18 protein-coding genes and 1 pseudogene are annotated in these 23,239 nt (G+C 68.4%); 13 read left to right on the forward strand and 6 right to left on the reverse strand.

Going from position 1 to position 23,239, the window contains the following annotated elements:
• The 3 genes and pseudogenes from JHC79_RS02855 to JHC79_RS02865 all read left to right on the forward strand — a co-directional run.
• Positions 1-1,367, forward strand: a pseudogene (locus JHC79_RS02855) (DNA-directed RNA polymerase subunit beta); the annotation flags it as partial.
• 31 nt (positions 1,368-1,398) lie between these two features.
• Positions 1,399-5,355 (forward strand): DNA-directed RNA polymerase subunit beta', encoded by a 3,957-nt coding sequence (locus tag JHC79_RS02860; RefSeq protein WP_296388359.1) that lies wholly within the window; start codon positions 1,399-1,401, stop codon positions 5,353-5,355.
• Between the two features lie 215 nt (positions 5,356-5,570).
• The gene (locus JHC79_RS02865) at positions 5,571-6,743 is read left to right on the forward strand and encodes an FAD-dependent oxidoreductase (protein WP_296388360.1); all 1,173 of its coding nucleotides are present in this window, start codon (positions 5,571-5,573) and stop codon (positions 6,741-6,743) included.
• Positions 6,744-6,794: 51 nt separating this feature from the next.
• Here JHC79_RS02865 and JHC79_RS02870 read toward each other — a convergent pair whose 3' ends face one another.
• The 4 genes from JHC79_RS02870 to JHC79_RS02885 form a co-directional block, all read right to left on the reverse strand.
• Positions 6,795-7,913 carry an amidohydrolase family protein gene (locus tag JHC79_RS02870; RefSeq protein WP_296388361.1) on the reverse strand — a complete coding sequence of 373 codons (1,119 nt, stop codon included), beginning with the start codon at positions 7,911-7,913 and terminating at the stop codon, positions 6,795-6,797.
• Positions 7,906-9,249, reverse strand: a complete 1,344-nt coding sequence (locus tag JHC79_RS02875) for a glutamine synthetase family protein (RefSeq protein WP_296388362.1) — start codon at positions 9,247-9,249, stop codon at positions 7,906-7,908. The genes JHC79_RS02870 and JHC79_RS02875 overlap by 8 nt, the downstream gene beginning before the upstream one ends.
• A 28-nt stretch (positions 9,250-9,277) precedes the next feature.
• Entirely contained in the window at positions 9,278-9,649 is a 372-nt protein-coding gene (locus JHC79_RS02880) for a VOC family protein (RefSeq protein ID WP_296388440.1), read from the reverse strand.
• Between the two features lie 147 nt (positions 9,650-9,796).
• Positions 9,797-10,771 (reverse strand): alpha/beta hydrolase family protein, encoded by a 975-nt coding sequence (locus JHC79_RS02885; RefSeq protein WP_296388363.1) that lies wholly within the window; start codon positions 10,769-10,771, stop codon positions 9,797-9,799.
• Between the two features lie 420 nt (positions 10,772-11,191).
• On the opposite strand from JHC79_RS02885, the gene JHC79_RS02890 reads away from it, so the two are divergent.
• Genes JHC79_RS02890 through JHC79_RS02915 form a run of 6 tightly spaced genes read left to right on the forward strand, consistent with a single transcriptional unit; the run spans position 11,192 to position 18,291 of the window.
• A complete protein-coding gene (locus tag JHC79_RS02890; RefSeq protein ID WP_296388364.1) occupies positions 11,192-12,367 on the forward strand; it encodes a DNA polymerase IV in 1,176 nt (391 codons plus the stop codon).
• A complete protein-coding gene (locus tag JHC79_RS02895) occupies positions 12,364-13,257 on the forward strand; it encodes an undecaprenyl-diphosphate phosphatase (protein WP_296388365.1) in 894 nt (297 codons plus the stop codon). The genes JHC79_RS02890 and JHC79_RS02895 overlap by 4 nt, the downstream gene beginning before the upstream one ends.
• A gap of 55 nt (positions 13,258-13,312) precedes the next feature.
• On the forward strand, positions 13,313-14,353 hold the full coding sequence (locus JHC79_RS02900) for an ABC transporter permease (RefSeq protein ID WP_366782176.1): 1,041 nt from the start codon (positions 13,313-13,315) through the stop codon (positions 14,351-14,353).
• Positions 14,350-15,156, forward strand: a complete 807-nt coding sequence (locus tag JHC79_RS02905; protein ID WP_296388366.1) for an ABC transporter permease — start codon at positions 14,350-14,352, stop codon at positions 15,154-15,156. The genes JHC79_RS02900 and JHC79_RS02905 overlap by 4 nt, the downstream gene beginning before the upstream one ends.
• Positions 15,149-16,735 (forward strand): ABC transporter ATP-binding protein, encoded by a 1,587-nt coding sequence (locus JHC79_RS02910; RefSeq protein WP_296388367.1) that lies wholly within the window; start codon positions 15,149-15,151, stop codon positions 16,733-16,735. Before JHC79_RS02905 ends, JHC79_RS02910 begins: the two co-directional genes overlap by 8 nt.
• Complete coding sequence (locus tag JHC79_RS02915) at positions 16,735-18,291, forward strand: ABC transporter substrate-binding protein (RefSeq protein WP_296388368.1); 1,557 nt, start codon at positions 16,735-16,737, stop codon at positions 18,289-18,291. Before JHC79_RS02910 ends, JHC79_RS02915 begins: the two co-directional genes overlap by 1 nt.
• Before the next feature lie 9 nt (positions 18,292-18,300).
• Here the strand turns inward: JHC79_RS02915 and JHC79_RS02920 are convergent, their stop codons facing one another.
• Together JHC79_RS02920 and JHC79_RS02925 are read right to left on the reverse strand one after the other, a co-directional pair.
• On the reverse strand, positions 18,301-18,981 hold the full coding sequence (locus tag JHC79_RS02920; RefSeq protein ID WP_296388369.1) for a type 1 glutamine amidotransferase: 681 nt from the start codon (positions 18,979-18,981) through the stop codon (positions 18,301-18,303).
• Entirely contained in the window at positions 18,978-19,250 is a 273-nt protein-coding gene (locus JHC79_RS02925) for a helix-turn-helix domain-containing protein (RefSeq protein ID WP_296388370.1), read from the reverse strand. The genes JHC79_RS02920 and JHC79_RS02925 overlap by 4 nt, the downstream gene beginning before the upstream one ends.
• 100 nt (positions 19,251-19,350) lie before the next feature.
• Here JHC79_RS02925 and map point away from each other — a divergent pair, with 100 nt between their 5' ends.
• From map to JHC79_RS02945, 4 genes are read left to right on the forward strand one after another with little or no spacing between them, the layout of a single operon-like run.
• Complete coding sequence (map, locus tag JHC79_RS02930; RefSeq protein ID WP_296388371.1) at positions 19,351-20,115, forward strand: type I methionyl aminopeptidase; 765 nt, start codon at positions 19,351-19,353, stop codon at positions 20,113-20,115.
• Positions 20,116-20,143: 28 nt separating this feature from the next.
• Entirely contained in the window at positions 20,144-21,388 is a 1,245-nt protein-coding gene (locus tag JHC79_RS02935; RefSeq protein ID WP_296388372.1) for an alpha/beta hydrolase, read from the forward strand.
• 1 nt (position 21,389) lies between these two features.
• Positions 21,390-22,295 carry an alpha/beta fold hydrolase gene (locus tag JHC79_RS02940; protein ID WP_296388373.1) on the forward strand — a complete coding sequence of 302 codons (906 nt, stop codon included), beginning with the start codon at positions 21,390-21,392 and terminating at the stop codon, positions 22,293-22,295.
• A gap of 10 nt (positions 22,296-22,305) precedes the next feature.
• A complete protein-coding gene (locus tag JHC79_RS02945; RefSeq protein ID WP_296388374.1) occupies positions 22,306-23,238 on the forward strand; it encodes an NAD(P)-binding protein in 933 nt (310 codons plus the stop codon).
• Position 23,239 lies beyond the last annotated feature (1 nt).

Here is a 23,239-nt window from a genome sequence, read left to right on the forward strand (position 1 = left end):
CGTGGGAGGGCCACAACTACGAGGACGCGATCATCCTGTCGCAGCGCCTCGTGGAGGAGGACGTCCTCACCTCGATCCACATCGAGGAGCACGAGATCGATGCCCGCGACACCAAGCTCGGTGCCGAGGAGATCACCCGGGACATCCCGAACGTCTCCGATGAGGTGCTCGCCGATCTCGACGAGCGCGGCATCATCCGCATCGGTGCCGAGGTCCGCGACGGCGACATCCTGGTCGGCAAGGTCACGCCCAAGGGCGAGACCGAGCTGACCCCGGAGGAGCGTCTGCTGCGTGCCATCTTCGGTGAGAAGGCCCGTGAGGTCCGCGACACCTCGCTCAAGGTGCCGCACGGTGAGACCGGCAAGGTCATCGGCATCCGCGTGTTCTCGCGCGATGACGACGACGATCTGCCCCCCGGTGTCAACGAGCTGGTGCGCGTGTACGTGGCGCAGAAGCGCAAGATCCAGGACGGCGACAAGCTGGCCGGTCGACACGGCAACAAGGGCGTCATCGGCAAGATCCTCCCCGCCGAGGACATGCCGTTCATGCCCGACGGGACCCCGGTCGACATCATCCTGAACACGCACGGTGTGCCGCGTCGTATGAACATCGGCCAGATCCTGGAGACCCACCTCGGGTGGATCGCCAAGACCGGTTGGAACATCGACGTCGCCAACGGGACGCCGGAATGGGCCTCGCGCCTGTCGGACGACATGATGTCGGCCGGCCCGGACACCCTGACCGCGACACCGGTCTTCGACGGTGCCCAGGACGGGGAGCTGACCGGACTGCTGTCCTCGACGCTGCCCAACCGTGACGGCGACGTGATGGTCAACGGCGACGGCAAGGCGACGCTGTTCGACGGTCGCTCCGGCGAGCCGTTCCCGTTCCCCGTGTCGGTCGGCTACATGTACATCATCAAGCTGCACCACCTGGTGGACGACAAGATCCACGCGCGTTCCACGGGTCCGTACTCGATGATCACCCAGCAGCCGCTCGGCGGTAAGGCCCAGTTCGGTGGCCAGCGCTTCGGTGAGATGGAGTGCTGGGCCATGCAGGCCTACGGCGCGGCGTACACGCTGCAGGAGCTCTTGACCATCAAGTCCGACGACACCGTCGGTCGCGTCAAGGTCTACGAGGCGATCGTCAAGGGCGAGAACATCCCCGAGCCGGGTATCCCGGAGTCGTTCAAGGTGCTGCTGAAGGAACTTCAGTCGCTGTGCCTGAACGTCGAGGTGCTCTCCAGTGACGGCGCGGCGATCGAGATGCGTGACGGCGATGACGAGGACCTGGAGCGCGCAGCTGCCAACCTCGGTATCAACCTGTCCCGCAACGAGTCCGCCACAGTCGACGATCTCGCCAACTGATTTCCCTGATAAGAGCTAGGAAGGTTACAACTTGCTCGACGTCAACTTTTTCGACGAACTGAAGATCGGTCTGGCCACCGCGGACGACATCCACAAGTGGTCATTCGGCGAGGTCAAGAAGCCCGAGACGATCAACTACCGCACGCTCAAGCCCGAGAAGGACGGCCTGTTCTGCGAGAAGATCTTCGGGCCGACTCGCGACTGGGAGTGCTACTGCGGCAAGTACAAGCGCGTGCGCTTCAAGGGCATCATCTGCGAGCGCTGCGGCGTCGAGGTGACCCGCTCCAAGGTCCGCCGCGAGCGGATGGGCCACATCGAGCTGGCCGCCCCGGTCACCCACATCTGGTACTTCAAGGGCGTTCCCTCGCGCTTGGGCTACCTGCTCGACCTCGCGCCGAAGGATCTCGAGAAGATCATCTACTTCGCCGCGTACGTCATCACCGCGGTCGACGACGAGCTCCGTCACAACGAGCTGTCGACGCTGCAGGCCGAGATGGAGGTCGAGAAGAAGGGTGTCGCCGACACCCGGGACGCCGACCTCGAGGAGCGCGCCAAGAAGCTCGAAGAGGATCTGGCGGAGCTGGAGCGCGAAGGCGCGAAGGCCGATGCCCGCCGCAAGGTGAAGGACGGCGGCGAGCGCGAGATGCGCAAGATCCGCGACACCGCGCAGCGTGCCCTCGACGACCTCGAGGAGATCTGGGACAAGTTCACCAAGCTCGCTCCCAAGGACATGATCATCGACGAGCGGCTCTACCGTGAGCTGATCGACCGCTACGGCGAGTACTTCACCGGTGCGATGGGTGCCGAGGCGATCAAGCGTCTCCTCGAGACCTTCGACATCGGCGCCGAGGCCGAGATCCTCCGCGAGACGATCCGCAGTGGCAAGGGGCAGAAGAAGCTCCGTGCGCTCAAGCGTCTCAAGGTCGTCGCCGCGTTCCAGATGTCGGGCAACTCCCCGCTGGGCATGGTCCTCGACGCTGTCCCGGTGATCCCGCCGGAGCTGCGCCCGATGGTCCAGCTCGACGGTGGTCGCTTCGCCACCTCGGACCTCAACGATCTGTACCGCCGTGTGATCAACCGCAACAACCGCCTCAAGCGACTGATCGATCTGGGTGCGCCCGAGATCATCGTCAACAACGAGAAGCGGATGCTGCAGGAGTCGGTCGACGCACTGTTCGACAACGGCCGTCGCGGCCGTCCGGTCACCGGACCGGGTAACCGCCCGTTGAAGTCGTTGAGCGATCTGCTCAAGGGCAAGCAGGGTCGTTTCCGTCAGAACCTGCTCGGCAAGCGCGTCGACTACTCGGGCCGTTCGGTCATCGTCGTCGGCCCGCAGCTCAAGCTGCACCAGTGTGGTCTGCCCAAGCTGATGGCTCTCGAGCTGTTCAAGCCGTTCGTGATGAAGCGACTGGTCGATCTGAACCAGGCGCAGAACATCAAGTCCGCCAAGCGGATGGTCGAGCGTCAGCGCCCGGCCGTGTGGGACGTCCTCGAAGAGGTCATCGCCGAGCACCCGGTTCTGCTGAACCGTGCGCCGACGCTGCACCGTCTGGGCATCCAGGCGTTCGAGCCGCAGCTCGTGGAGGGCAAGGCCATCCAGCTGCACCCGCTGGTGTGTGAGGCGTTCAACGCCGACTTCGACGGTGACCAGATGGCAGTCCACCTGCCGCTGTCCGCCGAGGCACAGGCCGAGGCACGCATCCTGATGCTGTCGTCGAACAACATCCTGTCGCCGGCATCGGGTCGTCCGCTGGCCATGCCGCGTCTGGACATGGTCACGGGTCTGTTCCACCTCACGACCCTGAAGCCGGATGCGGTCGGTGCTCTCGTCGGCTCGACCGACGGCGACATCGAGCGTGGCGTCTACTCGAACCCGGCCGAGGCCATCATGGCTCTCGACCGCGGCGCGCTGAGCGTGCAGGCACCCATCAAGGTGCGCCTGGACGACCAGCGTCCGCCCGCCGACATCGAGGCCGCGCAGTTCGACGGTGCCTGGAAGTTCGGGCAGCCGTGGATCGCCGAGACCACGCTGGGTCGCGTCATGTTCAACGAGCTGCTCCCCAAGGAGTACCCGTTCGTCAACGAGCAGATGCCGAAGAAGCGTCAGGCCGTGATCATCAACGATCTCGCCGAGCGCTACCCGATGATCGTCGTGGCGCAGACCGTCGACAAGCTCAAGGATGTCGGCTTCTACTGGGCGACCCGTTCGGGCGTGACCATCTCGATGGCCGACGTCCTGGTGCCGCCGAACAAGCAGCAGATCCTCGACGGTTTCGAGGCGCGTGCCGACGGTCTGGAGAAGAAGTACGCCCGTGGCGCACTGACCTCCGACGAGCGTCGTGACGCCCTGGTCGAGATCTGGAAGCAGGCGACCGAAGAGGTCGGTGCGGCCATGGAGGCGCACTACCCCGACGACAACCCGATCCCGATGATCGTGAAGTCCGGTGCTGCGGGCAACATGACCCAGATCCGCTCGCTGGCGGGCATGAAGGGCCTGGTGACGAACCCGAAGGGTGAGTTCATCCCGCGTCCCATCAAGTCCTCCTTCCGTGAGGGTCTGACGGTTGCCGAGTACTTCATCAACACGCACGGTGCTCGTAAGGGTCTGGCCGACACGGCGCTTCGTACCGCCGACTCGGGCTACCTGACCCGTCGTCTGGTGGATGTCTCGCAGGACGTCATCGTCCGGGAAACCGACTGTGGCACCGAGCGCGGCATCAACACCACGATCGCCGAGAAGCAGGCCGACGGCACGCTGATCCGCGACGCGCACGTGGAGACCTCCACGTACGCCCGCACCCTGGCGACCGACGCGATCGACGAGAACGGCACCGTGATCATCGAGCGCGGGCGTGACCTGGGCGATCCGGCGATCGAGGCCCTGCTGGCCGCCGGCATCACCGAGGTGAAGGTGCGCTCCGTGCTCACCTGCACCACCGGAACCGGTGTCTGCGCAACGTGTTACGGCCGTTCGATGGCAACCGGCAAGCTCGTCGACATCGGCGAGGCGGTCGGCATCATCGCCGCCCAGTCGATCGGTGAGCCCGGTACCCAGCTGACCATGCGTACGTTCCACCAGGGTGGTGTCGGTGACGACATCACCGGTGGTCTGCCGCGTGTCCAGGAGCTGTTCGAGGCTCGCGTCCCCAAGGGCAAGGCGCCCATCGCCGAGGTCTCGGGTCGCATCCGTCTCGAGGACGACGATCGCTTCTACAAGATGACGATCACCCCCGACGACGGCTCGGAAGAGGTTGTCTACGACAAGATCTCCAAGCGTCAGCGTCTGCGTGTGTTCAAGCACGAGGACGGCTCGGAGCGTCTGCTCACCGACGGTGACCACGTCGAGGTCGGACAGCAGCTCATGGAAGGTGCTGCCGATCCGCACGAGGTCCTGCGCGTGATGGGTCCCCGTCAGGTCCAGGTGCACCTCGTCAACGAGGTCCAGGAGGTCTACCGGAGCCAGGGTGTGTCGATCCACGACAAGCACATCGAGACGATCGTTCGTCAGATGCTGCGTCGCGTGACGATCATCGACTCCGGTGCCACCGAGTTCCTGCCCGGTTCGCTCACCGAGCGCGCCGAGTTCGAGGCGGCCAACCGTCGCGTCGTGGCCGAGGGCAACGAGCCCGCGGCCGGACGTCCGGTGCTCATGGGTATCACCAAGGCGTCGCTGGCGACCGAGTCGTGGCTGTCGGCGGCCTCCTTCCAGGAGACCACCCGCGTGCTCACCGATGCGGCCATCAACAGCCGTAGCGACAAGCTGGTGGGCCTCAAGGAGAACGTGATCATCGGAAAGCTGATCCCGGCCGGAACCGGCATCAACCGGTACCGGAACATCACGGTGCAGCCGACCGAAGAGGCACGTGCCGCGGCCTACGCGGTGCCGTCGTACGACGACACCTACTACAGCCCGGACGGCACCTTCGGTGCCCCCGCCGGTGCTGCGGTGCCGCTGGACGACTACGGCTTCTCGAGTGACTACCGCTAGTCAGAGCTGATCCACGAGACGACCCCCACCTTCGGGTGGGGGTCGTTTTGTGTCAGCACCCGCCGGTTGGGCACGTAAACGCCCCAGTTGGGCACGTACACCCGTCGACTGGGCGGTTGCGGACGACGAGTGGGCGGTTGCGGACGCGTGTGTACGGTCGATGGGGTACCGCAGTCGACGTGAAGCAGAGTGGCGTCTCGATCGAGGAGTCACGCATGCGCGAGACAGACCTGCTCATCATCGGTTCCGGACCGGCCGCGGTGTCGGCGGCTCAGGGGTATCGAAACAACGACGGCAGGGGCCGCGTCCTGCTCGTCACCGCGGACGCCCACGCCCCCTACATGCGCCCATCGCTCAGCAAGGATCTGCTGCAGGGTGAATCCGGACCCGACGAGATCGATCTGCAGCCGCAGGAATGGTTCGACGAGCACGATGTCGAGGTGCTCACCGGCACCGAGGTCACCTCGCTGGATCCCGAGGGCCACCGCGTGGCGACCGCCGACGGCTCCGACATCACCTACCGGCACCTCGTGATCGCAACAGGGGCATCCCCGTCACCGCTTCCCGTACCCGGCGGCGACACCGCCCTCATGCTTCGGTCACTCGACGACGCCCTCGCGCTGCGCGATGCGGCCGACGGTGCGACGTCCGCGGTCGTCATCGGCGCGGGCTTCATCGGATGCGAGGCGGCGGCGTCGCTCGCCTCGCGCGGTGTCTCCACCACTGTCGTGGCCCCCGAGCCGGCCCCGCAGAGCAGCCGACTCGGTTCCGATGCCGGATCCCACTTCGCGGCGCTGCTCGAGCAGGCGGGGGTCCGCTACTCGGCCGGGGCGCAGGTCGAGTCGGTCTCGGACGGCTCGGTACGGCTCGATTCCGGCGTCACCCTCGACGTCGACCTGGTCGTGGCGGCCGTGGGTATCACCCCCGATTCCGGCCTGGCGGCCGACGCCGGCATCACCCTGGACGACGGCCGGATCCTCGTCGACTCCTCGATGCGCACCTCGGCCCCCGACGTCTTCGCGGCCGGGGACGTCGCCACGGCGTTCAACGACACCGCCGGTCGGCACATCCCCACCGAACACTGGCAGGACGCCGACGACCAGGGTGCGGTCGCCGGTACCGCCGCGGCCGGCGTCAGGGCGCAGTGGGACTCGGTGCCCGGGTTCTGGACGACCATCGGCGACCGCACGGTGAAATACGCCGCGTGGGGCGACGGATACGACCGCACACACCACACCGACCACGGCACCGACGGGCCGGGGGAGTCGTTCACCATCTGGTACCTCGACGCCGACGGGGTCACGGTGGGCGCACTGACCCTCGACCGCGACGAGGACTACGAGGCGGCAACGAGTCTCATCGAAGAGGGCAAGCCCGCGCCGATCTGACGGCCCGATGCGCAACAACGGCCGGACGCGGCGCAACAACGGCCCAGCGCGCTAGAGGCGGTAGACGCGCCTGGCGTTCTCGCTCGCGATGAGGTCCACGACGCGTCTGGCGTCGGCCGCGCTCCACTCGTCGTCGGCGACGAACCCCTCCAGGACACGCGTCATCGCAGTCCGCCAGAGTCGTGCGCCGAGGTGGTGGAACTCCGCGGGACCTGCCCCGTCGGAGGAGTAGAGGATCTTGCGGAACGGGGCCAACTCGAGGAGCCGGCCGACGAACGGGGTCGCCCGAGCGCCGAGGTGGGTGATGCTCAGCCCGCCGTCGAGGTAGACGTTCTGGTGAGCCTGCGCCAGGTAACCGGCCTCGCGTTCGTACGGGTAGCAGTGCAGCAACATGATCGGGGTGTCGCCGGACATGCGCAGGAAGTCGTTGAGCAGCAACGGGTTCGCGGCGTGCAGGTCGCAGTCCCGGTCACCGAACCCGACGTGGAACTGCAGTGGTTTGCCCAGGCGCAGCGCGCGATGGAGACCGAACCGCAGCAGGATGCGATCGGTGAGGCGGGTGCCGCCGGCATCGCGCCACCGCTGTGCGGCGATGTCGACGAGGGCCGGCGGCGGGTCGCCCAGATCGCCGGGGAACCCACCCCGATAGGCCAGCACGGACTTGGTGGCCACGGCCCCTGCGGCCCGCTCGGCGAGGATCTCGTCGAAGGCCTCGGCGTAGTCGCCGGGTGCGGCCGCGGCCTGTTCGGCGACCTCCTCGAGGCGGACCACCTCGTGCGTCGACCCGCCGGAGACCGCCGTCATCTCGTCGGTGTCGACGAGACCGGCCGCGAACCCGGTGTCCACCAACCAGTCCGACACCCCCGCGGCCTGCAGGAACCGACGCGACACCTCCGCCTCGCCGAGCGCGGTCCGTCGCGCGAGGTACTCGTCGGCCCCGACATGACGTTCGAGGTCGAGCAGCCGAGCGCAGTGCGCCCGCACGGCGAACCCGACCTGCGAGTCGAAACCGGCGCCGACCTCGGTCACCGGATCGGTGTCGGCCTCGGTGAGCGCGCTCTCGAACCGGACCCGATCGCCCGCCTGCGTATCGAGATCAGCCGCCCAACAACCGTGGACGTGATGGTCGATCAGCACGGCCGATTCGACGTGGTCGGAGAGCTCAGACACTCCAGGCCATCCGGAACGTGTCGGCGATGTCGCCCGCCGGCAACGCGGCGAAGGTCTGTTCGTATCGCCGGACCGCGACCACGGCGTCGACCACGTCGTCGCCCAAGGCCGCACGGGCGGTGGCGGATCGGTCCAACGCGTCGACGACGCTCGCCTGATCGGTCGGCAGCAGCACGGTACCCGCCGCCGCGCGATCAGCCTCGGTCTGCGACGCCGGATCGACCAGGGTCTCCGGGGGCAGCGGCAGTTCCCGCTCGATGCCGTCGGCGGCCATCCCCAGGATCGCCGCGGTGGCCAGGTAGGGGTTGGCCGACGGGTCGACGATCTTGACCTCCACGTTGGCGCCGTGCGGGTTGGCCGGCCCACCGAGAACGAATCGCACTGCCGCCTCTCGGTTCTCGGTTCCCCAGCAGGCGTAGGCCCCGGCCCAGAACCCGGGCTGCATCCGCAGTCCCGACACGATCGAGCCGCACAGCAGCGCCTGGATGTCGGGGAGTCCGGCCACGACACCGGCGACCGCGGACGCGCCGGTGGCCGTCATCCCTCGGGCTGCCGAACCGCCGGCGAACAACGGTCCGTCCGGATACATCAGGGAGACGTGTTGGTGTGCACCGTTGCCGACACCGTCGGCGAACGGCTTGGGGGAGAAGCAGGCCCGAGCACCGAACCGGCGGGCGATCCGTCCGATGACCGTGCGTGCGGCAACCATCTGGTCGGCGGCCGCGACCGGCGCCTGCGGTGCGAGCGAGACCTCGAACTGATTGCCGCCGTATTCGGGGTGCAACTGTTCGATGCCGATTCCGGCCGTGCGGGCCGCTCTCAGCACCTCGCGGACGAAGCCCTCGTGCTCGAGCACCCCGGCCAGTCCGTACTGCGCCCACATGGTGGTCGGCAGCGCCTCGCCCGCCGGGTCGACGAGGACGAACTCGAGTTCGTGTCCCACCAGAGCGGTGATGCCCGACGCCGCCAGCCGACTCTCCATGCGGCCCAACGTTCCCCGCGAGCACGCCGCGACCGGCTCGGAGTCCTGGTCGTAGAAGTTCGCCGGGGCCCAGGCGACACCGTCACCCAGTATCCGGACGGCGTCGAGGTCGATACGGATCCGCTGATCGCCCACCGCACCGAACTTGTCCGAGTAGGCGATGCCGAACTTGTCGATGGTGAACGCGTGCCACACCGGGGAGACGCCGAGCCCTGTCCGGGCGAAGTCCGCGACCCGGGAGACGTCGACGGTCTTGGCGTGGATCAGCCCGGCCGGGTTGACGACCGTGCCGATCAGGACATCGACGCCGGCGCTGTGCAGGTGGCCGATGACGTCCGAGTGGATTTCTGCCATACGGGACAGTCTGCCCTCGCCGAACCCCTCACGCGTACCGATACGGCAGGTACTGCACCGACCACGCGTTGCCGTCGGGGTCGGTGAAGTAGACGAAATGCCCCCAGGGCTGCACGTCGACCTCGCTCACCTGCACCCCACGGTCGAGCAGGTGCGTGCGCGCGGCCTCGATGTCGGACACGCACATCAGCAGGCCCTTCACCGAGCCCGGCTCGCCGTCCACGATCCCGCGACCGAACGCGATCGAGGCGCTCGAGCCCGGTGGCGTCATCTGCACGAAGCGGGTGTCGGCGTCCACAACGCTGTCGTGATCGGGGTTGAACCCGACGCGGGTGTAGAACTCCTTGGCGCGATCGACGTCGCTGACGGGGATCATGACGAGTTCGAGGGTCCAGTCCAGAGTGTCGGTCATCGGATTGCCTTTCGTCGAGGGGGTGTGACCGCCACGACGATTCCACCCAACACGGACATCCGCTGTCCGCGATACGACGAACGCCCGGACATTCTCCGATCGGAGAACGCCCGGGCGTCGGTCGTGGTGTGGGTCCTAGCCGTTACGGAACCAGCCGGCCTTGTCGATGCGGTAGACCTCGTCCTGCCAGAACTTCCAGGCGTGGATGCCCACGGGGAAGAAGCTGGTGCGCACGTTGGCGCCCGCGGCCCGGGCCAGCAGCGAGAAGGTCTGCGACTGTTCCATCGACACGATCTCGAGCGCGGAGCCGGACAGGCCGGTGCCGAAGGTGGCGATGTTCGGCGGCAGACCGTTCCACACGCCTGCGGCGGCGTAGACCCAGAGGTGACGACCGCGCATCGCGCCGACGTTCAGCCAGGGGTCGTTCTGGAAGGCCTTGACGTTGGGGAAGATGCCCCACATGTCGTTGAGGTTGTAGCGACCGGAGTCGTACGCCGCGGCGCGCAGCATCGTCTGCATGCCGGGTGCCGTCAGGTGCGGGAAGCCGGACATCGACACCGCGCGGGTGTAGAGGTCGGGGCGGCGGGTGGCCAGCATGATCGCGGGGCTCGCAGCCATGGACAGCCCGACCAGGGTGCGGTTCTTCGAGAATCCGCGCTTGTTCAGGTAGTCGGGCAGGCTGTGCTGCAGGACGCTGTCCCAGCGGTAGGCCGAGTTCTGGCCGGCGCTGATGCTCGGACGATCCCAGTCGGCGTAGAAGCTCGACTGGCCACCGACCGGCATGACGACGTTGTAGCCGCGCTTGGACAGGTAGGCGACGTTGGTCTCGCTCTCCCAGCCGTTGATCTTCGGGGTGGCGCGCAGACCGTCGAGGAAGATGATGGTCGGAGCGGTCTTCGGGTTCGTGGTCGTCGACGCCCAGCTACGGACGACCGGGTTCGGCATGCCGTACCCGTTGATCTGCTCCGACTTGAACGTCGGCGCGGGAACCGGGCCCCAAGCACTGGCGGATCCGGTGCCTACCGTGACCAGCGCGGTGGCCGCGGCGACGCTGAGGACGATCGACACGAGAGCGCGAGCGCCCCCGTTCGAACGGCGGAGAGAGAACATCTGATGCACCACATTCACTTGCCAGGCCCCCGATGAGGGCACGAGAGGTTCGGTCTGAAGGAGGATAAACGATGGCGTTACCAAATGGTTATCGGACGCCATTGCGGAACGTTCCCGAGTCCTCCGCGTGATCGACTCGGGAAAGCCTCGCACACCGAGCGGGTGGGGGCCTCGTCGGACGATGATCGATGCCGGAGTGACACCGAGATGTTGGGCTCCGGTAACCGGAAACCGGTCAAGTCGCCGGTGAACCGGCGTTTCGTATCCACCGTGTGCGGATGAGGGACCGCAGCGGTGTCGCTCGGGTCGTGACCGAGGCGTCGTCGGAGGGCGAGCCGGAGGACTGCGACACGCGCATGCTCGAGTGATTGTCGTCATAGTGGATCCAATGCACCCGTGATCCCACGATCGGAGAGTGCCGTGACCGCGCCCGCTGCGAGACGGTGTCGATGGATCCTGCACGTCGACCTCGATCAGTTCCAGGTGTCGGTGGAACGGCAGCGATCGCCGGAGTTGGTCGGGGTCCCGGTGATCGTCGGCGGCAGCGGTGACCCTGAGCAGATGCGGACCGTCGTCACCTGCGCGTCCTATGAGGCGAGGGCGGTGGGCGTGCGCGCAGGCATGCCCATGCGCAGTGCGCACCGCAAGATGCCCGACGCGGTCTACCTTCCCACCGACCACGCCACCTACGACGCGGCGTCCGAGCGCGTCATGACCGCGCTGCGCGACCTGGGGCATCCGGTGGAGGTCTGGGGTTGGGACGAGGCGTACGTCGGCACCGACACCGACGACCCGTACCCCCTCGCGGTCGCCATCCGCGCCCGCATCGCCGAGGAGACCGGTCTGCGCAGTTCGGTGGGGATCAGCGACAACAAGCAGCGCGCCAAGATGGCGACCAACTTCGCCAAGAAGTTGCCGCCGACCGATGACCGCATCTACACGCTCACCGACGAGAACTGGATGTCGGTGATGGGCGACCTCGGGTGCCGCGAGCTGTGGAGCGTCGGACCCAAGACGGCCGACAAGCTGGTCGCGCACGGCGTCTCCACCGTGGCCGACCTCGTCGCGACACCCCGCGACGAGCTCATCGGCATCTTCGGACCGCATCAGGGCAACTGGCTCTACGTCCTGTGCCGGGGTGGCGGTGACTCAATCATCACCGTCGAACCCTATGTGGCCAAATCGCATTCGAAGGTGCACACCTTCGCCGCCGACCTGACCGACGTCGCCGAGATGCACGAGCGTCTCCGCGATCTGACCGCAGATCTGCACCGACAGATCCTCGACGAGCAGCGAGTCGTCTTCCGGGTCGCGGTCACCGTTCGCACATCAACGTTCTACACGCGGACGAAGTCGAAGAAGCTGGCCGCGCCGACCGTCGACCTCGCGGCGATCGAGCCGCCCGTACACGCGCTTCTCGACCGGTTCGAGCTCGACCGGCCGGTACGGCTGCTCGGCGTCCGACTCGAGCTGCTCGAGCCCGGTTCGCCCGTACCGGACATCGATTCGCCTGTAACGGACAGAGATTCGCCTCTTTCGGGCACGGTCGCCCCCGGCGTCATCGACCTGGATCGGGCGGGCCACAATGACGCGTGAGCGATCTGACGTACACGCAATCGGTGGTCATGGGACTCCTGCAGGGGGTCACCGAACTCTTCCCGGTCTCCAGCCTGGGACATTCCCTGATCGTGCCCGCCTGGATCGGGGGCAGTTGGGAGCGGCTGGTCACCGAGTCGAACAGTGCGGGCCACACACCGTTTCTCGCGTTCCTGGTCGCGCTGCACGTCGCCACCGCCCTCGCGTTGATCGCCTACTACTGGCGTGACTGGGTCGGGATCGTCGCCGGGTTCATCGGCACGCTGCGGACCCGCCGGATCGACACCGCGAACGGAAAGCTGGCCTGGCTCATCATCATCGCCACGATCCCGGTCGGGGTCGTAGGCCTGGTCGCGGAGAAACCGCTACGCGCAGTGTTCGCCACCCCGTTGATCGCCGCGATCTTCCTGTTCGTCAACGGCCTCGTGCTGCTGACCGCCGAACTGCTGCGTCGGCGGCAGGTCGGGGCACGAGGACGACACCGCGCCGAGGGCGACGCGTGCGGTGGCGACATCGAGTCCCTGCGCTACGCCGACGGCGCGCTCATCGGCGGCTTCCAGATCCTCGCGCTGCTCCCCGGCATCTCCCGCTCCGGCGCCACCATCTCCGGTGGCATCCTGCGCGGTCTCGACCACGAGGACTCGGCGAAGTTCGCGTTCCTCCTGGCGACGCCCGTCATCCTCGCCGCCGGCGTCCTCAAGATCCCCGAGTTGTTCGGCCCGGAGGGCAGCGGGATCGGGGGACAGGTCGTCGTAGGTTCGATCTGTGCGTTCGTGGCCGCGTTCGGCGCGGTCGCGTTCCTGGCGCGTTTCTTCCGCACCCGATCGCTGTATCCGTTCGTCGCGTATTGCCTCGTCGCGGGCGGGATCAGCATCGCCCTGTTCGCCTGAATCACGGCTCGTCGAACGGTTGTGCGGTTCTGGCGGGTCGGGTTCAATACCTCAGGTGAGCGCGGGAATCGACGTGACGGGCACGGGATCCGTCGGCCCCGTCGCCGCCCCCGTTCTGCGCAAGCGCCGGATCCGATCACCGCTCCTGCGTCGCGTCATCCCCCGGATCGCGATCGCGATCCTCACCCTGCTGCTCGCGTCGATCATCATCTTCGCCGTGCTGCGACTCATCCCCGGTGATCCCGCCGCAGTGCTGGCCGGCGCCGACGGTTCGGCCGCGGCCCGTCAGGCGATACGACAGGAACTGGGCCTGGACCGCTCGCCGTTCGTCGAGTACTTCAGCTGGCTCGGCCACACCGTGACCGGCGACCTCGGCCGGTCCTACGTGATCGGCGGCAGCGTCGGCGATCTGGTGTCGTCGGCGGCCGCGAACACCGCGATGCTGGCGGGCACGGCGACGCTGCTCGCGGTCCTGATCGCGCTGGCCGCGTCGCTGTCGGCGGTGCTGTGGCCACACCGCGTCGTGACGACCCTCGTCAACGGTTTCAGCGCGCTGTCGATCGCCATCCCGACGTTCGTCACCGGCGTGGTGCTGGTCCAGATCTTCGCGGTGCTGCTGCCCTGGTTGCCGGCAGGTGGTACTCCCCGAGACGGGTTCGGCGCCGACCCGTGGGTGTCGGTGCAGTACCTCTTCCTACCCGCCCTCTGCCTGGCCCTGCCGGTGGCGTCCGCACTGACGCGCTTCCTGCTCGAGGGTCTGCGAACCGAACTGGCCAAGCCCTACATCCTCTCCGCCCGGGCGATGGGCGTGACGCATCGACGGTCGGTGCTCGTCGGGGCTCTGCGCAACGCCGTCCCCGACACCATCGCCGTCCTGGGCATCCAGGTCGGCCAGCTGATCGGGTCGTCGATCCTGGTGGAGGCGATCTTCGCGTGGCCGGGGCTCGGTCAGCTCCTCGGGCAGGGCATCAGCGCCCGCGACTACCCTGTCGTGCAGGCGGCGCTGCTGATCTCGGTGGGGGCGTTCATCATCGCTCAGACGGTCACCGAACTCGTGCAGCTCGCACTGGATCCGACGTTGCGGAACCGATCGTGAGGACGACGACGCGGATTCCGGTGGCGTTGACGGTCGGCCTGGTGATCGTCGCGGTGTTCGCGGTCGCCGGTGTCGCGGCCCCGTGGCTCGCGCCGTTCGACCCGCAGGAACAGATCGCCGGGGCCCATCTGTTGGCGCCGAGCGGGCAGCACTGGCTCGGGACCGATGAACTGAACCGAGATGTGTTGTCGCGCGTGTTGTTCGGGATCCGGACCAGCCTGACCGTGATGGTGATCGCCGTGCCCATCGGGGCGGTGATCGGCGTCGGCCTCGCGATGGTCGCCACCGTCAACCGGTTCGCCGACACCGTCATCGCCCGCGGCTTCGACGTGTTGCTGGCTTTTCCCGCGATCGTCCTCGCCATCACCGTCACCGCCGTGCGCGGGCCGGGACTGAGCACGGTCATCGTCGCGGTGGTGCTCGCGGAGACGCCGGTGTTCGGTCGGATCGCGCGCAGCGCGGCGACCCGGGTGCGCGCGAGCGCGTTCGTCGAGAGCTCGCGACTGCATGGCGGCTCGGAGTGGTGGATCGTGAGCCGACACATCGTCGGCAACATCACGCCGCAACTCATCGTCCAACTCTCCCTGGCCCTCTCGCTGTCGATCTTCGTCGAGAGCGGCATGAGCTTCATCGGCGCGGGCGTCCGTCCACCCCAGCCGTCACTCGGGTCGATCCTGTCCGAGGCCATCTACAGCTGGGACGTCAACGTCGGGTACGCGGTCGGACCGCTGGTGACCGTCGCCGCGCTCTCCGTCGGGTTCCTGCTCATCGCCCAGGGATACGGGAGGTGGTCGCGTGGCTGAGCCCGGTCCCGCCCTGGTCGTCGAGCACCTCACGGTCCGCTCGGCGGACGCGGTCCTCGTCGACGACCTACGCCTGACCGTCGGGCGCGGCGAGACGGTCGCCCTCGTGGGGGAGTCCGGATCCGGTAAGTCGCTGACGACCGCGGCGATCATCGGTCTCCTGCCCGATGGGCTGAGCGTTTCCGGATCGGTCGAGGTCGGCGGGGAACAGATCGTCGACCGTCCCGAGTCCGACCTCGGCGGTATCCGGGGACGCAAGGTGTCGCTGGTCTTCCAGGACCCGCTCACCGCCCTCAACCCCACGCGCAGGATCTGGCGCCAGTTCCACGAGGTCTTGCGCCTGCGCGGCCGGGTCACGACCTCCTCCGCGCGGGCCCGCGCCACCCAACTCCTGACGGCCGTCGGGATTCCGGACCCAGGGGACCGCGTCACCTGGTACCCGCATCAGTTCTCCGGTGGTCAGCGACAACGGATCGTCATCGCCCTCGCGTTGGCCGGAGAGCCCGACCTGTTGGTGGCCGACGAACCGACCACCGCGCTCGACGTCACCGTGCAGGCATCGATCCTCGAACTGCTCCGCGACCTGTCCCGGACGCGGGAGATGGCGCTGCTCATCATCACCCACGACATGGGCGTCGCCGCGGACATCGCCCAGCGGATCGTGGTCCTGCGCGACGGTTCGGTGGTCGAGTCCGGTGACATCGCGCAGGTGTTCGCCGCACCACGGCACGAGTACACGCGCAAGCTGCTGGCGTCGGTGCCCCGGCTGGGCGACGCAGGGTCTGCACCACAGCCGGCGGAATCGGGCTCCGGGGACAACGCCCTGGTCACGCTCAGCGACGCCGGGGTGACCTACCCCGGCGCCACGGTGCCCTCTCTGTGTGGGATCACCCTCGACGTACACGCGGGCGAGGTGCTTGCACTGGTCGGGGAGTCCGGGTCGGGCAAGACGACGCTGGGCCGGGCGATTCTCGGACTGACCCCAATCACCGAGGGGGCCCGCCATACCGATGAACCCACCTTCGCCCTGATCCACCAGGACCCGTTCTCCTCGCTCAACCCGCGCTGGTCTGTCGGACGCAGCATCGCCGAGCCGATGGTGTTGGCGCACAACGCAGATGCAGCGCAGCGCCGTTCGCGGGTCGCCAAACTGCTGGCCGCGGTCCGGTTGCCCGCCGAGATCGCCGCGCGCCGCCCCGTTTCGCTGTCGGGCGGACAGCGTCAGCGGGTGGCCATCGCGCGCGCCCTGGCCAGCGACCCCGATGTCGTGGTCGCCGACGAACCGACGAGCGCACTCGACGTGTCGGTCCAGGCGGACGTGCTCGAACTCATCGCCCACCTCCAGGACGAACAGGGGTTCGGGCTGGTGTTCATCACCCACGATCTCGCCGTGGTCAGCGAGGTCGCCGACCGCGTCGCGGTGTTGCGTGACGGCCGCATCGTGGAGACCGGCGACGTGATGGATGTGCTCGGCAACCCGTCCGATCCGTACACCCGTGAGCTGCTCGACTCGGTGCTCGTGGCCGACCCGGTGGAGCAGCGACGTCGACGATCCGCCCGGACAGGGGGACAGGGCTGATGGACATCCCGGACCTGTCCCGACGTCGCCTGCTCGGCGGCGCGGCCGGCCTCGCGACACTCTCGGTTCTCGGCGCCTGCACCGCGCGGAGCTCCGAACGGCGCACCGCGACCGGGGCGCCGGGCGGGACGTTGGTCCTGGGTTCGCTCAGCGATATCGACCCCAAAGCACTCTATTCGCAATCGATCTCGACCATCGCGATCGGACTGCTGGTCTTCGACACGCTGATCCGCTACGACCGGGCCACGCTCACCCCGCGACCGTCGGTGGCCACCGGCTGGGAGGTGTCGGCGGACGGACGCACCGTTCGGGTGGACCTGCGCGACGACGTGTACTTCCACTCCGGTCGCCGACTCACCTCCGCAGACGTCGCCTACGTCATCGAGCGTTATGCCGCGAACTCGTCGGCGTCACAGTTGCAGGCCGCGGCCGCGACGATCACCTCGGTTGACACGTCGATGCCGTTCCGGGTCGTCCTGGGGCTCGCGTATCCCCTGGTCAATCTCTTCGATCTGTTCGAGTTCATGCTGCTGGTCGACCGCGAGTCCGAGGAGGGGCTGACGGCAGGAACGGAGTTCGTCGGCACCGGTCCGTTCCGGTTCTCCGCCCGCGAGGTCGGGGTGCGCCTGGAACTCGTCGGCAACGACCGTTACTGGAACGGGCCCCCGCTCCTCGACGGCATCACGTTCCGGGTGGTCCGGGATTCGTCGGCCCTGCTGACCTCGGTCCGGGTCGGCCAGACCGACCTCGTTCTCGACGCCGCTCCCGGGCAGCTGCGGAGGTTCTCCGATCGTGAACGGTTCTCCGTGCAGTCCGAGGACGTGTACGACGTCGCCTACTACGTGGGCGTCAACGTGGCGGATCCCGCTCTGTCGAACAAGACCTTGCGACAAGCGATCTCGTACGCGGTCGATCGCGACCGCATCGTCGACGAGGTGCTCGAGGGCCGCGGATCCGCATCGAGCACCCCGTGGTCGACGAGTTCGCCGGCGTACAGCGAGCAGGCGTCGCGGCGGTACTCGCGCGATCTCGACACCGCCCGGCGGCTGCTGGCCGCGGCTGGTGGCCCGCCCGGCCGGCCGGTGCTGCTCAGCTACGGGACCGGGTTGGCGATCGCCCCGCTCATCGCAGGCATCATCCAGAACAACCTCGCGCAGATCGGATTCCGGGTGCAGCTCGACCCACGGGAGCAGGCGTCGTTCTCGCCGTTCCTGTCCAGCGGTGCGCACCAGCTGTGGATCAACCCGCACGGGTTCGGTCAGTCGAGTCCGGCGACCTTGGCGACCGGGGCGGCGCCGTTCAAGCCGGCGAAGAACCTGTCGGGGTTCACCTCGCCGGAGTATGCCTCGGTGGTGGCGGGTTTCGACACCCTGACCGACCCCCGAGGGCCGGCGGCGATCGACCTGTACCGCCGTTACACCGAGATCCTGCTCGATGAGCAGTTCGTCATCGATCTCGCCATCACGACGTCGACCAACGTGGCCACCGCGGCCATGCGGGGGTTGAACTGGAACGCCTACAAGTACATCGACGCCCATCGCGTGACGATCAACTGATCAGGCGCATCAGAGCGCGAGAAAACCGTCCAGCAGTCGGGCGCAGCGTCGTTCCAGATCGATGGCGTCGGTGGCGATCCGACGGGCCAGCGCATCGACGTCGACGTCGAAATCCCGTGCGACCTCCACCTCGGACTCCGGGGTCCATCCCTGCCGCCATGCCGCGAACGATCCCGCGGTGATCTCGGGGTGGAACTGCAGGCCCAGGCTCCGACCCGAGACGAACGCCTGCGCGTTGGCGGCGTTGTGTGCGACCAACGTCGCGCCGGGCGGGACGGTGAAGTGGTCGAAGTGCCACTGCATCCACGGTCCCGAGTCGATGAAGTCGCAGCTCGAGTCGACCGAGACGAATCCGATCTCCGGGTGCGGTGATCGGTCGACGACCCCGCCCAGCACGCGGCTGAGCACCTGTCCGCCGAAGCACACCCCGAGGATCGGGGTCCCGGCCGCGAGCGTCTCGGCCACGTAGGCCCGTTCCGGCGCCAGCCAGGGCAGCGTGTCGTCGTCGGCGGCGTGCGCCGACCCCAGCACGGTCACGAACTCGACGGTCTCGGGTCGCGGGAGGTCGTCGGAGGGGTGCGCGACGACGACCTCGAAACCGCGGGCCCGGGCGGCGACGGCCAGACTGCCCGCCTCCGCGCGCCCGCGCGAACGGTCGTCCTCGTGCGCGAGGAACAGTGCCGTCGTCACGAGGCAGGCGCGATGGCCGACCCGGCGGCCGACAACCATGCGTCGGCGAGGTCCTGCACGTCGATCCCCAGCGCCACGCTCAGCGCGACCACCGAACCGAACGCCGGCGTGAACAACCGCCCGGATTCGATCTTGCGCAACGTCTCCGCGGACATCGATGCCGCACGGGCGATCTCGTCGAGGGGTCGGTCACCGCGGGCCGCGCGCAGGTGCGCGCCGAGCCGTCGACCGGCGGCGATCTGCTCGGGTGTGAGGGGTGTGCGAACCATGGGCCCAGATTAGCCGAATCGGACCGCCTCTGGTATTTCTATACCGGTATAAAAATACCTGACCGGCAGGGCCCGGATCGCGAGCGGAGTGGACACGGACATGATCGAACTGAAATCACCGTCGGAGGTCGACGCCATGGCGGTGGCCGGGACGTTCGTCGCGCAGGCCATCGACGCGGTCATCGCCGCCGCCGAGGTCGGTGTCGACCTCCGTGATCTCGAGCTGATCGTGCGCGGGATGATCGCCGACCGTGGAGCGGAGTCCTGCTACTGGGACTACTCCCCGGATTTCGGGCGCGGACCGTTCCGCAACACCGTCTGTCTGTCGGTGAACGACGCCGTACTGCACGGACTGCCGCATGCCTACGAGCTGCGCGACGGCGACCTGCTCAGTGTCGACCTCGCCGTGTCCGTGGACGGGTGGGTCGCCGACTCGGCCCGCAGCGTCGTGGTCGGAACCGCCCGCGCCGAGGACCTCGCGATGATCGAGGCGACGCGGGTCGCCCTCGAGGCGGGTATCGCGACCGCCCGTCCGGGCAACCGCCTCGGCGACGTGTCGGCGGCGATGGGAGCCGAGCTCCGTGCGCGTGGGTATCGAGTCAACGACGAGTTCGGTGGGCACGGGATCGGCCGCACGATGCACGAGTCGCCCTCGGTCCCCAACGACGGCCGACGTCGTCGTGGCATCCCGTTGAAACCGGGGATGACCCTGGCGTTGGAGCCCTGGGTCGTGGCGACCACCGATCGCGTCGTCTTCGACGACGACGGGTGGACGGTCCGGTCGGCCGACGGCTCGCGCGGCGCACACAGCGAACACACCATCGCCGTCACCGACGGCGACGCGCGGGTGCTGACCGCCCTGTAGCTCACATCCGATCGATAGCCTGGGGCGCGTGAATGTCGCGAGCGTGCAGGCGGCGCTCCGTCGTGCGGCCACCCGGGTCTCGGCGGCGGGCAGCGACCTCGTGCCGCCGCCGGTCACCGGCGGTGTCGAGGGTGTGGCGCGGTACTGGCGCGACCTCGACGACGCCGCCCGTGAGCGCATCGTCGCCGAACACCCGGAGTGGATCGGCGGAGTCGACGGCATCGCGGCGGTGGCGCGTGACGCCGCGAACCGCAATCGCATCCCGACCGAGCGTGCCGAGCTGCAGGCGCAACGGGACCGGCTCACCCGCAGGCTCGAGTCCTCGCGACTGCCGGCGTGGTGGCATCAGAAGATCCGGAAGCTGTTCTCCTCGGCCGACGAGAACGGGTGGTACGTCGATCAGAAGCTGCGCGATCTCGAGGTGATCGAGAAGCAGATCACCCACGAACACGTCCACCTCCTGCTGCTCGACGTCCGTCGCGCCAGGCGGGGCCTGGCCGCGATCGCCGTCGGCGATCCGGATGTGGCGACGCACATCTCGGTGACCACGCCGGGACTGGGCACCACGGTGGGCGGCTCGCTGGACGGGATGCGCAGGCAGGCCGAGGAGCTGACGAAGGTCTGCGTCGCGGAGCTGCGCCGCGTCGGTGGCGGTCGGGATCGGCAGGTGGTTGCCAACATCGCGTGGCTGGGGTACGTACCACCCAACCTCACCGGACCCAACCGGCTGGCCCGACTCGTCGGCATCGGAGAGCTCGGCACGTCGCGCGTCGCGGTCCGATCCGCGCCCCGGCTGACCGAGTTCTACCGGGGGATCCGCGCCGCGGCCACGGTCGCCGACCCGCACATCACCGCGCTCGGCCACTCCTACGGATCGCTGGTCACGTCACTGGCGTTGGGACGCAACGGCGGTGAGCTGGTCGACGACGTGATCTTCTACGGCTCGCCCGGGTTGTCGCCGACGTGGTCGCCGCAGCGTTTCCGGCGGGCCTCCGACTACGGTCTCGCCGACGGTCACGTCTACGTGATGAAGGGCGCACAGGATCGCATCGCCGAGCTCGGCTATTTCGGTGGCGACCCCTACGACGACGATTTCGTCGCGCTGTCCGCCGCGGCCGGCACGAGCCCGGACGGCCGCCATCGTGAGGGTGCTCCCCGGCACGCCGACTACCCGCGCACGTTCGGCTCCGGCCCGGACGAGACGTTGCGGATGTCGGGGTACAACTTCGCGGTGATCATCGACGGCCTACCCGAACTCGCGGTCCGTGCCTGAGATGGCCGGGACGCCCATCCGGATCGACTGCGCCGACGGGTTCGCCCTCGGCGGGCACCGGTGGGCGCCCGAGCGCCCCGACGAGGGCCCGCTGCGGGTGGTGATCGTGACCACCGCGACCGGCGTGGTGGCGACCTACTACCACCGCTACGCCGCCTACCTCGCCGAGGCCGGTTTCCACGTCATCACGTTCGACTACCGCGGCATCGGGCGGTCGCGCCCGGAACGATTGCGCGGCATGCGATGTCGGTGGCAGGACTGGGGGCGGCTCGACTTCGACGCCGTCGTCGGACACGTGCGCTCGCAGTGGCCGGACGCCGAGATCGCGGTAATCGGCCACAGCGTCGGCGGTGTCGTCCCCCTCTGGGCGGCTCGCTCGATCGAGATCACGCGGATGCTCACGGTCGGAGGCCAGTACAACTACTGGCGCGACTGGGCGCCATCGGTCCGACGCAGCTTCTTCTGGCGGTGGAAGGTGGCGACCCCGACGCTCGCGGCGCTGTACGGATACCTCCCGGCCAAACGACTGGGCTGGATGGAGGACGTACCCCGTGGGGTCGCGTTCGAGTGCGCCCGGCGTCGCCGTCGGATGGAGGACAACTACCCGCGTCGGGAACGAGCCGGGGTGCGGGCCACCGCCGCCGCCATCGACGCGTCGGTCCTCGCGGTGGCCACCACCGACGACGACTACGGCACCGTCTCGGCCCTGCGGCGTCCCCTCGACTATCTGCCCGATGCCCCGCGCACCCAGGTGATGATCCCGCCGGCGGCGCTGGGGCACGACGTGATCGGCCACTTCGGTCTGTTCCACAGTCGCCACCGCGACGACTTCTGGTCGATGTCGTTGCGCTGGCTCTGCGACGGCGAGAACCCCTGGCCGGAACTGGTGGTGTGGTCGAGTCCGTAGGGTCGGACGGGTGAGCACCGATCAGTCCGTGACCATCGTCGGAGCAGGTATGGCGGGGGCGGCGTGCGCGGCGGCGTTGACCGACGCGGGGGTGGCGGTCCGGGTTCTCGACCGCGGTCGGGCCCCCGGCGGTCGGATGGCGTCGCCGGAACTCCGCGGCCGACGTGTCGATGTCGGAGCCGGCTATTTCACCGTTCGTGACGAGGGGTTCGACGCCGTCGTGCAGCGGTGGCAGGCGGCCGGTCTGGCGCGCGAGTGGACCGACACGTTCGGGGTGCTCGGCGCCGACGGCGAGCGCCGGACCTCGACCGGTCCGATGCGGTGGGCGACGCCCGGTGGGTTGCGGTCACTCGTGCGCGAGGTGCTCGGCGACATTGACGTCACGACCGTCGACGTGGACGACCTCCCCGATGGTGACGTGGTGATCGCGATGCCCGATCCGCAGGCCGCCCGCGTCATCTCGGTCCCCGATCCCGTCGACTACGAGCCGGTGATCGCGGTGGTGTGCGAATTCGATGCGCAGACGGCCTCGTGGGCTGATCTCCCGTTCGTCGACGCGGCGTTCGTCAACGACCACCCCGACATCTCGTTCGTCGCCGACGACGGCGCACGGCGCGGGGATCACGCTCCGGTCCTCGTCGTCCACACGACGGGTGACCGCGCCGCGCGTCACCTCGACGATCCCGACTCGGTCGTGCCGCTCGTGGTCGAGGCGGTCACCGGGGTACTCGGCGTCGACGCACCGGTCTGGACCCACGCGCACCGATGGACCTTCGCCAAACCGTCGGGTCAGCACGACGAGAGTTCCCGTCTGGCGACCGTGGACGGTCGGCTCGTCGGGTTCGCCGGTGACCAGTGGTGTCCGCAGGGGTCTCCGCGTGTCGAGAGCGCCTGGCGGTCGGGTACGGACCTCGCGGCCGCGATCCTCGCCGCCCGGAGCTGAC

The organism is Williamsia sp. (genome assembly GCF_016462415.1).
Taxonomy (GTDB): Bacteria; Actinomycetota; Actinomycetes; order Mycobacteriales; family Mycobacteriaceae; genus Williamsia_A.